The following is a 15515-nucleotide window of genomic DNA, read 5'->3' on the forward strand; positions in this document are numbered from 1 at the left end:
CTACCCGCTTTTGTGTAGCCTTTCCATTAGAGTCGCACTGTCGCCATATCCGGCGGCCACCGACAGCCCTTTTTTAACCTGAAACCCTTGTCGTTGCCAGAACCCTTCGGAGTCCTGCACTGCAACCAGGCGTACCGCGTTGACCTTTTTTGCCTTAATGGAGTCCCAAAATGCGGCCAGCAGGGCCTTTCCATATCCCATGCCTTTTTGTGCTGAATCAATCGCCAGATCATGGAGAAATATATAGTCATCGCAATAAGCCGGAGCCAGAGTCTGATGCAATGTTGGGGGTTTTTCCTCACCCCATGGATGAGACAGCAAATATCCCACCAGACGACTACCAGCCAGACACACAAAGCAGGTGCCTTTGGAGTGCCGTACTTTATCCTGCAAAACGTTCAGGGGTTCGGGTGGCACATCAATATAAACGCGCTCCTGAACCGCCAGAATTGCAGGCCAGTCAGTGTCTTGTATTTTGCGTATAATCATCATTCGGTGCCAATAGTCAGTGGTAAAGTCAGCGTGATATCAAGGCCAGACAGGACGTTAACCACCTACATCCGACAACGCATTTAAGCGTGCCTGTGGCGCTCACCAGACCGGGCTCTTGTTATTGATTGAAAGTGCATTGCAATGAAAAATTTCACCAGACCGGGAAAATCAGGCGCGTTACTGGCTACTTTTCAGTTGTTCCAGCAGGCTTTCCACCCGGTCAAAATCAAATTCATCCAGGGCCTGTAAGGCACTTTCCAGCAGAGTTCGATGTTCGGGCAATAGCGGAAGCAACTGTTCCAGCGTATCTTCAGCCGCCGTATCAGACTCTTTGACCTGAGTTTCCAACAATTCCAGTAATGGGCCGGAAGCCTCGGAGGAAATGTCAGCATCCGACGGCGGGGGCTCAGCCACATCATCAGGTAAATTCGCCATCAACTCAGTGATAGCCTGCGGAATTTCCTGATTTAGATCAGCCAATGCCTGTTGTAACCGGGACAGCGCATCCATAACCTGTTCGGGATGATGACTGCAAAGCTGTTCCAGCTGGCCAGCAATAGCATACAGCTTCATGGCACCGATATTGCCGGCATTACCCTTGAGGGTATGTGCCAGACGTACCATTTCCTCCTGTTGCTGACTCTCCTGCGCGGTGGCCCACGCAGCCTGAAATACCGGTTGCTGCTCGCTAAACCCCTGAAGCAATTTGATATACAAGCTGGGGTTGTTGGCACAGGTATTCAGGCCTTTTTGCAGATCCAGATGCGACAAGGCAATTTCGTTATTCAGCGGGGCGGATACTGTGTTCACTTCTGGAGATAAAACCTTGCTATCCCCGTCAGTTGCAACAGCAGCGGGCAGCCATTTGGCAATAGTGCTGTACATCTGATTCGGCTCAATGGGCTTGGCGATATGATCATTCATTCCCGCAGCCAAAGCCTTTTCCCGGTCTCCCGCCATTGCGTTGGCCGTCATGGCGATCACAGGTAAACCTTCAGAAATGTTCTGTCGAATCAATCGGGTGGCACTATAGCCGTCTAACACCGGCATCTGACAATCCATCAACACCACATCGAAGCTCTGTACCGCTAACAGGTCTATGGCAGACTGTCCTTCTTCAGCCAGCGTAACCACCACGCCTTTTTGAGTCAGTAGCTCGGTGGCCAATTCCTGATTAAGGGCGTTATCCTCCACCAGCAATATCCGGGCACCCTTAAGCTTGCGCCAGTCGACATCTTTATCACTGTTTTGTTGATGACGGGCAAACTCTCTGACTCCCTGTTGCATGACTTCCTGCAAGGTATTGAACAACACACTGGGAGTCAGGGGTTTGTTAAGGACGGCGGAAATCACTAAATCGCCGGTATTTTGCGCATCGTCCTGAGCGAATGGCAACAACAGGATAACTTTGGGCTGCCAGTCTCGGTGATGCAGCGCCGCTGTGCACTGCAGCCACTGGTTTACCACTTCTCCGTGGTTGTCAGTTTTCATAATCACCAACTCAGGCAAAGCAGCGGATTCAGCCAGAACCCTGTCCAGCTCAGTCACATCCTTAATGGCGGTGACTTGCGCGCCCATGGGCAACAACATATCCATCATCACCTGCAAAGAAGCGGTGCTGGCATCCAGTAATAAAATGTGACATTGCTGCAAGGGGTGCTGCACAGCTACGGTGGCGTTGAGATCTTTGCCACAGTGCACTGTGCAACTGAAGGTACTGCCCACTCCCGGCGCACTCTCCACCCAAATTTCACCGCCCATCAGGGTAACCAGGTCTTTACATATTGCCAGTCCCAGGCCGGTTCCTCCGTATTTACGGGTAATGGTACTGTCTGCCTGACTAAATGACTGGAACAGGCGCTGTTTTTGCTCGTCCGTCATACCTATGCCATTGTCCTGCACATCAAAGCGCAGTAGCACCGCATCGTCACGATCTTGTTGTACTGCCACCCGAATGACAATTTCGCCATGCAGTTCGGTAAACTTCACGGCATTGTTTCCCAGGTTGAGCAACACCTGCCCCAGTCTGAAAGCATCTCCAATGAGCATGGTGGGTGTGCCCAGCGCGATGGAGAAATAGAAGTCGATTTGTTTTTCCGCCGCCTTAAACCCCATCACATTCGCCAAATTGTGCAAAACGTCTTCCAGGTCGAAAGGCAGGTGCTCGATATCCATTTTGCCGGCTTCTATTTTGGAAAAGTCGAGAATATCATTGATGATTCGCAGCAATGATTCTGCACTGCTGTGAACCTTACTGATGTAATTGTGTTGTTTGCGGTTTAATTCTGTCTGCAAGGCGAGATGACTCATGCCAATAATAGCGTTCATCGGGGTGCGAATTTCGTGAGACATATTAGATAAAAAGTCAGATTTAGCCTGAGTGGCCTGCTCTGCTTTATCTCTGGCCTCTTCCAGTGCCGCCTGCAGTTGTCTGGCATCAGACACGTCCAGGTGAATACCAAACATGTGCAGCGCTTTACCGCTTTTCGCATCCCGAACAGCCTGCCCGATACTGAGGGTCCATTGCCATTCATTGTGCTTGTTTAACAATCTGAATTCCGCCCGGTAAGTGTCGCTTTTACCTTCAAGGTGCTCAGCAATGCTGGCGGTAGCCCGCTGCTTATCGTCCGGATGCAGAAGTTCCATAAACTTTTCCGGGCTACTGCCAAAGCGACTGTTCAGTTCGTCTGGCTCATAACCCAACATCCGCGCCCAGATTTCACTCACTATCAGTTTGTTGTTGCTTAAATCCAGTTCCCACATGCCTGCATTCGCGCCTTCCATTGCCAATGCCAGGCGCTTTTGCGCTGCTTCTAATTCGCCAAAGGCAATGGTGTTTTGCAATGCTACCGATGCGTGACTGGCCACTACCCGCAACATACTTAGATGGGCATGGCTAAATGCATCGCAAACCTCACTTTGCAAAGTGATTACGCCAAGTACACCATCGTGAGTTAACAAGGGTTCACAAATGACCGATTGAGTGGCATGTCCATTCAGGCATTTGCTGCGGTCCAGGCTCTGCGCTTGCCATTGCCTGTCGTTTTGCAGTGCGAGCGACTGGCCGTGATTTGCACTCCAGACAGAGGCCAGATCTTTTTCCTGCAATGAAAACCGCGTTCCCGAACTGTCCTGACCATTGCACTGAGCATAGATAAATTCCAGAAAACCGGCTTCCCGGTTGACCATGCCCAAGGCAAAGGTATTGCAATCGATGCCACTGCGCAGTTTCTCAAAAATCGTTTGGGCGATTGTGCTGGCATCAAAGGTCCTGGCGAGATCCCGGCCAACATCCCCCAAAACCAGTATGTCCTGAGTTCGCTCTTCAATCTGGGCCGAGAGGTAACGTTGCACCCTGGCGTGCTGTTGCATTTTATAGCGGCAAGCCAGCAACATAATGATAATCAGAGTCAGTGGAAAAAGCGTCAGAAACCAGAGGCTCTGATACCAGGCAGGATGCACAACAATGTGCAACGTCGCCGGCGTGTCACTCCATACACCATGATTGTTACTGCCCTGAATTTGCAGCTGATATTCGCCAGGTTGCAGGCGACCCAGCGACAGCGTAGTGGCCGGAGAGACAGGGCTCCAGTCATCAGAGTACCCTGTTACCCGGGTGCGATAGCGATTGTCCTCCGGCGCCTGATAATCCAGTGCTGCGTAATGAATCTGAATCTGCTTAAAATGATGAGAAACTTCCAGGGTTTCAGGCACCGGGCTAATAACCCGACCGTCCAGTGTCAAACCGGTGATCACCACAGGCGGTGGTACCCGATTTACATATACCTCTTCAGGCTGGAAACGCGTTAAGCCATCAATGCTGCCAAAATAAATACTGCCATCCTTTGCCATCAGGGCAGAACGGGCCAGAAAATTATTGCTGTGCAAGCCGTCATTGACCGTGAAATGATGCAATGTGCCATCCGCGGGTTCCAACTTAAAAATGCCCTGATTGGTGGCCAACCACAGGTAGTCTTGCCTGTCCATCACCAAACTCTGCACCGCGATATCCTGATTTTCACGTTGAATGGCGAAATGCTCAAATTGCTGCGTAGCCGGGTTGTAACGGTCAACGCCTTTCCGTGTCGCTACCCAAAACTCGCCCTTTTTTCCCTTCAGCGCCGCATTAATGGTGTTGTCAGATAATCCACTGCCGTCCCCCTGATGAAATTGCTTAACCGCATGACTTGTAGTTTTGATGTTAAACAGGCCGTCTCCCACAGTGCCCACCCATATTTCATCCGGTTGGGTCTGAAATATAAACGCCGGATCGACATTGTCCAGGTAGTAACGCAAGCTGTTGTTTACAGGAGACCAGCGAACAATGCGATTATCACCTGAAAGCAGCAACCAGAATTCATTATCGGAAGACAGGGTGCCTGAAGACACTGTAACCCAGTCAAGTGACTGCCGCCCTGGTTGCAACTGCGGGATGACGATGCGTTGAATGCGCGACATATCACCCTGCCACTGGTATAGCCCATTATCAGTGGCCAGATAGGTTTCACCCGACTGACTTTGAGCAAAGTTTAACACCCTGAGCCGATTGAGTTTGTTCAGACTTGCTGTATTCATGTGGGGTGCAAACTGACCTGCGCCATCAAACTTTACCAGGCTGCGGCCGGTGCCCAGCCAGATTTCCCCGGTGTTTTCCTGATGCAGTGACACCACCTGGTTGAACAAGCCGGACAAGGGGTATTCTGCTAAGATGTTGCGCCAGCCTTCAAAGGGTGTGGCATTTTGATAAACCTTGATGACGCCGGAATAGCGGGTCGCTGCCCACAAGATACCGGTAGAGTCCTGCATCACCTGACGTACGTCACGATTCTCCAGTAAGCCCCATTGTTGCTCTTCTCCCGCCGGTACAAAACGTTTTTGTTGCAGATCAAATGTGTACACACCAGCAAACGTCGCCAATAACAAAGAACCTTCAACCTGAGTGATACTGGTAATGCTTGGCAGGTTCCCGGCCGGCAGATTATACGTCGTGTACTCGCCACTGGCAGGCTCAAACTGGCCAAAACTGAGTCGCGTTGCCACCCAAATGCGCTGTTCATTGTCCAGGTGTACGGTTCTGACTTCAGGGTGGTCCAATCCCTGCTCAGATGGCGCAAAATGATTAAACGTCTGTGCCACCGGGTCAAACTGATTCAGGCCATTGGAGGTGCCAATCCACAATGTATTGCTGTGATCTTCGGCAATACTCCAGACGCGATCATGGGCCAGTGAATTGCGGTTGTCCGGATCGTGCTGCCATGCCGTAAAACTATCCTTTGAGGCATTGTAACGATTTAACCCACCGCCGTTGGTACCAACCCATATTTCACCGGCCGCACTTTCAAACAGCGCCTGAACCCGGTCAGCGCTCAATGAGTTGGCCTGGGTGCTGTCATTCTGATACCGGACAAAAGACTGCGCATCCCGCTCAAACCGGTTAACCCCCCCTCCCCAGGTACCGACCCAGAGTTGATCGGAGGAATCGATCAGCATCACTCCCACACTGTTATTTGACAGTGAATGAGCATCGTCCGGATCGTGTCGAAAGGTATGAAACTCGTAGCCATTGAAACGCTTGACACCATCGGCACTACCAAACCACATAAATCCCTGACGGTCTTTAGCGATAGCATAAATTTGCGGGTTGGCTAAGCCATTGAACACAGACAGGGTTTCCACTTTGTGCTGCGCAAAAGCAGGTAGCGCAATGAGCAGAAGGAACATATTGCGCTGCCAGCGTATTGCCTTAATTTGCTCTACAGCAACGATGAATAGCGATAACGGCCTAAGTCCTTTCACGGTTTTTCTCACTAAAACGGTCCACGATCGATCCCGGCAGAGAAATTCTGACCTGAAAACACTGGTGTCAGATGCTGTTATCCGGCCCGGGGAAAAGGTATGCGGTATTAACAATGCTAAACAAATTAAATAAATGCAAGGTGCAAAAAAACCTTGATTCACAGTGGCGATGCGCCAATAGTAAGAAAACACCCCATGTCGTTGTTTAAAAGGAATCATCAATGCTCTCAGGTAAGCCGCAGGCCAGCTTTTCTGCGAAATCAGTTTTAATTGTGGATCCGGCCGATAATATTCGTGCCACCATCGCATCGATGCTCAAACAATTGGGGTTTGTTCATATCCAGCAGGCCGCCAAGTTGAGCCATGCCAATGAAATCCTCGGAAAGAAACCAGTGGATATCATCATATGTGAACAACACCCCCCTGAAGTGGACGGATTGGGATTACTCAGAAGAGTCCGCAACAGTGACAACATGGCCAATTGTGCATTTGTGATGATTTCCGCGTCGTTAGATCAATCTACCGTTGTTAACGCCGTAAAATCTGGCATATCAGAGTTTATCGTTAAGCCTTTTTCACTGAAAACCTTCAGTGAGCGTCTGCAACGCGCGATCGCCTTACCGATAAAACACCAAAATGCCGCGGTAAAAACAGCTCACCACACTCAAACGGAACCGGAAAACCTGGAAACCACCAGTATTTTAGTGGTGGATGACGTGCCGGATAACATAAAAGTTGTCACCGAAGTAATACGACATGATTATCAGGTTAAAGCCGCCACCAGTGGCGAAAAGGCATTAAAAATTTGCCTATCTGACAGCCCTCCTGATGTGGTACTTCTGGATATAATGATGCCAGACATGGACGGCCTGACCGTTTGTAAGAAACTCAAGTCTCACCCTGCAACTCAACATATTACCGTCATCTTTATTTCAGCGATGGATCAGACTGATGATGTAGTCAGAGGCTTAGAATTAGGTGCCGTGGACTATATCACTAAACCCATCAACCCGAAGATACTGGCCGCCCGGGTGAAAAACCACGTCCGAATTGCACGTGCGGCAAAAAACCTCAGAGAGCAGGTGGATCTCATGGTGGATTACACCCAATTGCGGGCAGAGTTCGACCGGGCATTACAAAAAGACATGAAACGGCCATTTCAGGAAATATCAGACAATCTCAGAAAACTGGATGTCTATTATGATGAGCCCAAAAAAGTCAAAGAGACCACTCAGCATTTAAGGGCAATTTGCTCCACCGCCAATGCGTATGTGGACAACCTGAATATCGTCACCCGGTTGGAAAATAAAGCGCATCAACTCAATGCTATGAACCTTAATTTAGTGGACATGGTAAAACAAATAACGGAACAACTGAGTGAGCTACTCAGGTCTAAAAGCCAAAAATGGCAAATTGATGATGATGCCTTACTGATAATTCAGGCAGAAGACGCCATGGTGCGCATGACACTGATGAACATTATTAAAAATGCGATTGAAGCCTCCGATGCGGGCGCAACAATAAATATCAGTTTTCAGAACCCCCCCAAAAGTGTGGTGTGTTTAGTTAATAATCCTGCGGTTGTCGCAACGCCGATGCAGGAGCGCTTTTTTGAAAAGTATGCCACCTGGAACAAACCCGGTGGGACAGGCCTTGGCACCTATGTGGCCAAACTGCTGACCGAAGCGCAGGGCGGTGTCATTCGCTTCGACAGTACAGCTGAGGCGGGCACCACTGTGTATTTGGAATACCCCAAAAAATAAAACACCGGAGCAAACATGCCCCGGTGTTCTGCTACTGAAGGCTTCCCAACACATAAAAGAAGCCCGTCAGACCTTAAACGGTTTTATTGATAGCTGTAGTTCAGGGTAACACCGCTATAGGCTGAGTAGCCCCGAATGCCGATGTGCCAGGTACCCGCAGCAGGATTGTTGAAGGTACAGGTTTCGTTGTTGCCCGCAGTGTAAGGACGACAATCAAAGGTGCTGGTAGAAGGCTGCGCACCGAATCGCATGTACAAATCGGCATCACCTGTGCCACCTGAAATACTCACTGTCATGGTGGTAACACCAGCAGGGATTTCCCAGGTGTAACGATCCCAGGCGCGGCGTGCACCGCTCAGGTCAGACAATGAGCCATTTACCGGATCGACGTCACCGCCGCCGCCACCGCCACCACCAGAGCCGTCACCGTCACAGCCATAGGTGTTCAGGTAGTTGTAGGCATCTTCCGACTGCACAATACCGTAACCGTAATAGTTATCACGGCCAGAAGCACCTTTGTCCTTAGAGGTTGCCTGCAGAGCTGAACGAATCTGATCGTCGCTACACTGAGGGAAGAAACTCCATACCAACGCTGCAACACCTACAACGTGTGGCGTTGCCATAGACGTGCCGCTCAACGTTGCATAGGTGTTCGTGGGGTAAGTGGAGTAAACAGACGAACCTGGTCCCGCCAACTCTACCTGACTATTGTACTGCGAATAACTGGCGTGATTTTCGCTGGAGCTAACAGCCGCCACCGAAATAACCGCATCATAAGACGCCGGATAGGAGAACGTGCTGTTACCATCGTTACCCGCTGCGGCAACTAACATGATGCCCTGATCATTAAAACCTTGCATCGCATTCGATTCAGAAGTTGAAGAACTTCCACCACCTAAGCTCATGTTAACAACATTGGCACCTGCATCCGCACACTGCTGAATACCGGCAATCAGATCAGAAGCAAATGTCCAGTTACCTGAATCATTGAAAATCTTAACCGCGTGAATATCAACACCTGGGTATACACCGATAACCCCTTCGTTGTTAGACAGTGCTGCAATAGTACCGGCTACGTGAGTACCGTGACCATTGCCATCGTTGTACCAGTTACCCACGCTGCCATTGTTGGCAGTACCAGAGGCACCGTTGTTTTGATCAGGCAGATCCGGGTGACCCAGATTGTAACCGGTATCGATAACACAGACTTTACGCGCGCTCAGGTTATTCTGAAACAGCTGATCAGCCTGAACCATGGGGATACCATAAGGGGTGGTTTGCGCTTGCAGATAACGCTTTGGATCCACTTCAGCGGTCGCAACACTGTGATGGTTGGATACAGTATTGAAGGTTTCCTTGTCCATGTTAACAACCATCATCTTATGGCCTTCGATGGATTTTATTGGCGTTGCACCCAGACCGCGTAAAAAGTCAGAGGCTAAGCGGGCATCCAGCTTACCTTCTCTGTCAAACAATGAAACACCATCACCGCCTTTAATCGACTCAGCGCTACCAATTACGGCATTGTCTTTAAATACCACGATGTAACGCTGCTGCATTTCAGCAAGGTCAGGGGCACTGTTTAGTGCTATAGCACTTTTTTCAGCGGCGCTTTTCATCGGTCCTTTCGCAGCATCAAGATCTTGTGCCAGTGTGGAACTGGCAATAAGCGAGAGCGAAGAAATACCTAAACCTAGCAATATTTTATTTAGTTTAAGAGACATCTTTTATTGTTCCTGTCATTGATATTATTTGGATTTATTTCCTGTAACCCCTGACAGTCATTACTGAAACGGCGTAACGGCATCAGGTACTAGCAGGTCGCCGTTTTATTCCCCTGAGACCTCTCTGTTGCATCCCACGGTAAACCGCGAGTGTCGGAGGCTAAATTTTTGGGAAACAAAAAAACGAGTACATTTCTTACCCCATGTGCAGCAATTTTGAATGACAATAGCCACCCCTCGCATCTGGTACGACCACAACCAGACAATCCGGAAATATCAGGTATACCATTGATAAATAATGATTTAATTAGTGTCACTTAATGTCGAAACCGGAAAATGGGTTTACTGGGCGAAGCGTCCCTCGCAAAAAGTGTTTGTAAATCATAGATTACAAATTCGTCAAAATTTGTAACTTGAAATCTTGGGCAGATTATTGTCTTATCTGGAAAAGGTTATATTTTTTACCTTTCCGTTGTACCTGGGCGCAGGATTGAAAAACAGGAAGGAGCCTTAATCAGATTCAATAGATACAGATAAAAATAACAATAAGAGTTTGCAACAATGCCATCAGAAGCCAATAGCCACCACCAGGCGTTTCAATTAACGTTTCGCGTATGTTGTATTCGATAATGCTCAGTGTGCTGTTAAACATCGCGCTTTACCTGCAACTTGCGTCGGGTATCCTGGAGCAGGGCAAAAACAATCTGCCTGACCGTATCACAGAAATACCCTGGTCGAAGACATTTAGCACGGGTCTGCCAAACCAGTGGCACAGGGTATACAACGACAGCACTAACACAGCGGAATTCGCCTTAGCTAAAACCCCCGACCTCATCCATCAGGAGTCTGCTTACCCGCAAAATGTGGCATGGCTTTATGGGCTTCTGAGTTTGCTGGCCACAGGCTGTCTGCTCTTGATATTTGCCTTGTTGCGGGCCAGATTCAAAATACGCAAAAACAAATTCAGGTTGATGCGATTTCACGCGAAGCAGGATAAGCAACAACAAGACATGGCAGAGCAAGAGGTGGTGATACAAAAACTGACCGCCAGTAACCAATTGCTCATGGAAACTCGCGATGCTTTTTTGTATGCCCTGTCTGATGATTTGAGCAACCCGCTTTCTGTGATTAAAAGCAACTACCTTGACTGGTTCCAGCAGGCCCGTTTTGATCAGGACGCACTGGAAAAAGCCCTGGCGACAGAATCCAGCATAGCAAAAATCGAACAACTCATTCAGCACGCCCAGGTGGCAACCAGCTATGTAAAAAGCACGGCCGGCGATCTGCACCCCAACGTCGACAACAGTTGCAATCTGAATCGGGCCCTGACCAGCCTGTTGCAGCATTTTCCCGACACAGAGACACAACACACTATCCGGTTTGATGCGCCTGAACAGATTCACTATATTTTGCCGGTAAAAGATCAGGTACTGTTGATTTACATCTCTTTTTACCTGCATCTGTTAGTCAAACACATTCCGGCCAGATACGGGTTACAGATCCATTTAGAAGCGCATCAGGAACAACTGGATTTGGTGGTCAGTTCCGATATGCCAGCTGACACCATCAACCCCATACCCGATCCTGAGAGCGAATCTGGCTACTTTTTGATTGCCAGCATGGGTAAACAGCTGGAAGTCAGCACTACCCTGTTTGACAGTGCAACAGGCCCCAGCCTGCTGCGAATTCACTTTCCGGCATACATCACCCAATCAGCAGACAACGGTGGTGCCTGTGATCCTTGCCCGCCACAGATATTTTTTGAGGCCTATCAGGAGCCGGTGTTAAACAAGCCAGGGCCAAACACTGAAAGCCCTAAATGCCTGATTTTAGATCCCTGTCCCGAAATTCAGATGTGTCTGGCACAGCTAATGAGCCAGCATTTTAACTGCAAAGGCATCTTTAACCTGCAAGCCGGACTGAACAAGATCCGTGAATGGCAACCCGACATCATATTAATGGAGCCCATCCAAAGCAGTGGTAACGGCTTTGAGCTGCTACAGGAACTGTACAGCAGTTCGGCAGAACCCGGTGCGCCGGTGATCTTCATCACTTCCCGGGATACCACAGCGAATCGCTTAAAGGCGCTGGATCTGAACACCCATCTGTTTTTCGGTAAACCCTTTAACAAAGAACTGTTGCTTGAGAGTGCCATCAGGCTGCAGGGCCATCAGGCCAAACGCCAACAATTTCAGGAAATCAAAGAGCATGTGCCTTTTCAGCAATCCCGGGACGCTATCTTTCTGGCCCAACTCAACCGTTTGATTGAGACTCATATCAGCAATGCGGATTTTCGTTTTGAAGATTATTTTGAGCAGTTTGCCCTGTCCAAACGGCAGTTTTTTCGGCGGGTTAACAACCTGACTCGCTGTACCCCGAAACAGTATCTCATTCAAAAGCGCCTGGATCTGGCCCGTCACCTGCTCGGGCGCGGCTGCCTGTTACAGGAAGTCACCCGGCGTTGTGGTTTTAAGAATTCCCAAACCATGCTGAAAATATACCAGGCACACTTTGGCGAAGAGCCGGTTTGAGGTTAAAGCCGATACAGTTTAAAGAAGGTTTTTAGCCAGCAGCCCGCACCCAGCGCACCGCACAGCATCGCACTCCACAGCGGTAATGTTGTGCCGGGGAGTAACGCCGCCAGCACGATGAAGGTGCCCCCTAAAATGGCATACACAATACTCTTGGTATTTTCCCGCTGCTGCACAATCTGTTGTTCATGCCAGTGTTGCTGTTTCTGCGGAAACCGCTTCACTTGCTGCAAACTGTCAAACACCAGTTCCGGCATTTCAGGTAACTTTTCGCTCCAGTATGGCAGGTTGGTTTTGACTTTGCCCAACATTGCCGACCAGCCCATTTGTTGCTTCATCCAGTTTTCTAAAAAGGGCTTAGCGGTTTGCCACAGATCCAATTGTGGGTAGAGTTGTCGACCCAGGCCTTCCACATACAGCAAGGTTTTTTGCAACAACACCAGTTGCGGTTGTACCACCATGTCAAAACGGCGTGCCGTGCTGAACAGTTGCAACAACACCTGACCAAAGGAGATTTCCGCCAGAGGTTTGTGAAAGATAGGCTCACAAACGGAACGGATCGCCATTTCAAAATCATCAATATTCGTGGTCGCCGGCACCCAGCCAGAGTCCACGTGCAACTCTGCCACTTTGCGGTAATCCGAGTTAAAAAACGCCACAAAGTTCTCCGCCAGGTAGCGTTTGTCTTCGCGGTTCAGCGTGCCGACTATGCCAAAATCAATGGCAATGTATTGTGGTGAAGCCGGGTTTTCTCTGGACACAAAAATATTGCCAGGATGCATATCGGCATGAAAAAAACTGTCGCGGAACACCTGAGTAAAAAAGATGTTTACGCCCCGTTCTGCCAGCAACTTCAGATCCGTATTATTGGCTTGCAACTGCTGCACATTGGCCACAGGAATACCGGAGATACGCTCCATCACCAGCACATTCACCCGGCAGTAATCCAGGTAGATTTTCGGTACATACAACTCATCAGACTGTTCAAAATTGGTGCGCAAACGATTGCCGTTGGCAGCTTCACGGGACAAGTCCAGTTCATCAATGATGGTTTTGCGATACTCTTCTACTACCTCCACTGGCCGCAGGCGTCGGCCATCCGGTAAGGCCCGCTGAGCGATTTTTGCCAGCACCCGCATCAATTCGATATCCGCTTCGATAGTTTTTTTGATGTCAGGCCGGGTTACTTTGATGATCACCTGTTGCCCGTCGGTTTTTAAGCGGGCCGTGTGTACCTGCGCAATAGACGCAGAAGCCAGAGGTCGGATATCGAATTCATCAAACAGTTCGTCTATGGAACCTAACTTTAAGGCTTTCTCAATGAGTTGTTGCGCGATAGCGCCGTCAAATGGGGTTACTTTATCCTGCAACAGTGCCAATTCATCCGCCAGTTCCTGATCCAGCAAGTCTCGTCGGGTGGAAAGCATCTGGCCAAATTTGATAAAAACCGGGCCCAGCGACTCCAGCGCCAGCCGAACCCGCTCACCTTCACTTTTGCGGGGATATTGATTTTGCACCCAAAACAGCGACATTCGAACCACGGAAAAATACCAGGGGCGAAACTGCTGAGGTATGAGTTTGTCCAGTCCGTGCCTGAGCAACACACTTAAAATGGTGTAAATTCGAAATATTCGCACTTAACTGCCCTGTTCTTTTCGCTGTAATTGCTCCAGACGCCGCTGCAGTTGTTGCGTGCGTTGCTGCAACTCACTTACCTGACTACTGAATTCATCCACCAACGGTGCCGGTGCCACCAGCCTCTTTTCTTCAATCGCCGCATCTTTAACGGTGCTGTCAAGACGTCGTTTAAAGCCTTGCAAACCCTGCCTGACCCGATCTGCAAACTGAAATATCTCATGGGCCAGGACATCACCTGTATGACGGGATACCTGTTCTTCCCAGTCAATATCCAGCGCTTTCAGCAGGTAACTAAACTGCTGCGCAATCTGAATGTCGCCTTCCAGTAACAGCTTATCCTGCTTGATCAACTGGGTAATATTACTGATATTTTGCAGTTCCGGCAGGGTAAACAAGCTGGTCTCGAGATAGCAATCGGATTCGGAACGGGTGTGCCTGTCAGCTTCAGTCGGTTGTCGCTCTAACACCAATACATCAACCGAGGTAGAAAACACAAACAATAAATCGCCGGGAAGCTCTGCTAAGGAAACCACCAGGCGTTTACCTTTTAGCTTAGCAATGCGTTGCGCACTGGCATCATCCAGAGACAACAAGCCATTCAGCCCCTGCTCCAACAGCGCTGACACTAACTGCGGCGCTGGCATCAGAACTTGAACCCGCGGTGCAAGGCCACAATGCCTCCGGTGAGATTGTGATAAGTCACCTGCTCAAAGCCCACGTTTTGCATCATGCCTTTCAGGGTTTCCTGGTCCGGATGCATCCGGATAGACTCCGCCAGATACTGGTAACTGTCAGCATCATTGGCCACCAGTTGCCCCATTTTGGGCAAAATATTAAACGAGTACCAGTCATAGAGTTTGCCAAACTGCGGATTTTCCGGTTTGGAAAATTCCAGTACCAGCAGGCGTCCACCCGGCTTTAGCACCCGGAAAATAGAAGCCAGGGCAGCGTCTTTATCAGTGACGTTGCGCAGACCAAAAGCAATTGTCACTATATCAAAGTAATTATCAGGAAAAGGTAAACATTCCGCATTTGCCTGCACCGTTTCCACATTGCCCACAATGCCTTTATCCCGCAGTTTATCCCGGCCAACTTTAAGCATCGAGCCATTGATATCGGCTAATACCACCTTGCCGGATTCACCCACCAGGCGGGAAAACTTGGCCGTCAGGTCGCCGGTGCCACCGGCCAGATCCAGCACCTTCTGTCCACTGCGCACGCCACTGCAATCTATGGTAAAGCGTTTCCACAAGCGATGAATGCCCATCGACATAAAATCATTCATCATGTCGTATTTAGCCGCAACAGAATGAAACACATCAGCCACCATATTGACCTTTTCATTTTTTTCTACCTGCTTGTAGCCGAAGTGGGTTTTATCTTGTGCTGATGGATGCTTTTCTTCAGTGTGTTGTGTCACTTGTTTACCTTAAAATTTTGCTGCTTTGTCTGCCGGAGAACATTTTACCAGAGATTAACGCAACAGCGCATTGATTAAAATAACTCAAAATTTTAGACCTTTGTCTAATTGCTCCGCGCTGATTAAGGTTCACAATGGAAATTTTGCGTGC

At 49.2% G+C, this 15515-nt stretch carries 8 protein-coding genes; 2 read left to right on the top strand and 6 right to left on the bottom strand.

Annotated features, from left to right (window positions below; all coding sequences use genetic code 11):
- Together LJ740_RS16970 and LJ740_RS16975 are read right to left on the bottom strand one after the other, a co-directional pair.
- Window positions 1-489 carry a GNAT family N-acetyltransferase gene (locus LJ740_RS16970; RefSeq protein WP_229530314.1) on the bottom strand — a complete coding sequence of 163 codons (489 nt, stop codon included), beginning with the start codon at window positions 487-489 and terminating at the stop codon, window positions 1-3.
- A gap of 180 nt (window positions 490-669) precedes the next feature.
- Window positions 670-6288, bottom strand: coding sequence for a two-component regulator propeller domain-containing protein (locus LJ740_RS16975; RefSeq protein ID WP_229530315.1), 5619 nt, complete (start codon window positions 6286-6288; stop codon window positions 670-672).
- A 221-nt stretch (window positions 6289-6509) separates the two neighbouring features.
- Here LJ740_RS16975 and LJ740_RS16980 point away from each other — a divergent pair, with 221 nt between their 5' ends.
- Window positions 6510-8051 carry a response regulator gene (locus tag LJ740_RS16980; protein WP_229530316.1) on the top strand — a complete coding sequence of 514 codons (1542 nt, stop codon included), beginning with the start codon at window positions 6510-6512 and terminating at the stop codon, window positions 8049-8051.
- An 83-nt stretch (window positions 8052-8134) separates the two neighbouring features.
- On the opposite strand, the gene LJ740_RS16985 is transcribed toward LJ740_RS16980, so the two are convergent.
- Entirely contained in the window at window positions 8135-9775 is a 1641-nt protein-coding gene (locus LJ740_RS16985) for a S8 family serine peptidase (RefSeq protein WP_229530317.1), read from the bottom strand.
- A gap of 614 nt (window positions 9776-10389) precedes the next feature.
- On the opposite strand from LJ740_RS16985, the gene LJ740_RS16990 reads away from it, so the two are divergent.
- Window positions 10390-12306 carry a helix-turn-helix domain-containing protein gene (locus LJ740_RS16990; protein ID WP_229530318.1) on the top strand — a complete coding sequence of 639 codons (1917 nt, stop codon included), beginning with the start codon at window positions 10390-10392 and terminating at the stop codon, window positions 12304-12306.
- A gap of 2 nt (window positions 12307-12308) precedes the next feature.
- On the opposite strand, the gene ubiB is transcribed toward LJ740_RS16990, so the two are convergent.
- The 3 genes from ubiB to ubiE are packed head-to-tail and all read right to left on the bottom strand — an operon-like array spanning window position 12309 to window position 15364.
- Complete coding sequence (gene ubiB / locus LJ740_RS16995; protein WP_229530319.1) at window positions 12309-13943, bottom strand: ubiquinone biosynthesis regulatory protein kinase UbiB; 1635 nt, start codon at window positions 13941-13943, stop codon at window positions 12309-12311.
- Window positions 13944-14588 carry a ubiquinone biosynthesis accessory factor UbiJ gene (locus LJ740_RS17000; RefSeq protein WP_229530320.1) on the bottom strand — a complete coding sequence of 215 codons (645 nt, stop codon included), beginning with the start codon at window positions 14586-14588 and terminating at the stop codon, window positions 13944-13946.
- Entirely contained in the window at window positions 14588-15364 is a 777-nt protein-coding gene (gene ubiE, locus LJ740_RS17005) for a bifunctional demethylmenaquinone methyltransferase/2-methoxy-6-polyprenyl-1,4-benzoquinol methylase UbiE (protein WP_229530321.1), read from the bottom strand. Before ubiE ends, LJ740_RS17000 begins: the two co-directional genes overlap by 1 nt.
- Between the last annotated feature and the right edge of the window lie 151 nt (window positions 15365-15515).

The sequence above is a fragment of the Planctobacterium marinum genome (genome assembly GCF_020687805.1).
In the GTDB taxonomy this organism is placed as follows: Bacteria; Pseudomonadota; Gammaproteobacteria; order Enterobacterales; family Alteromonadaceae; genus Planctobacterium; species Planctobacterium marinum.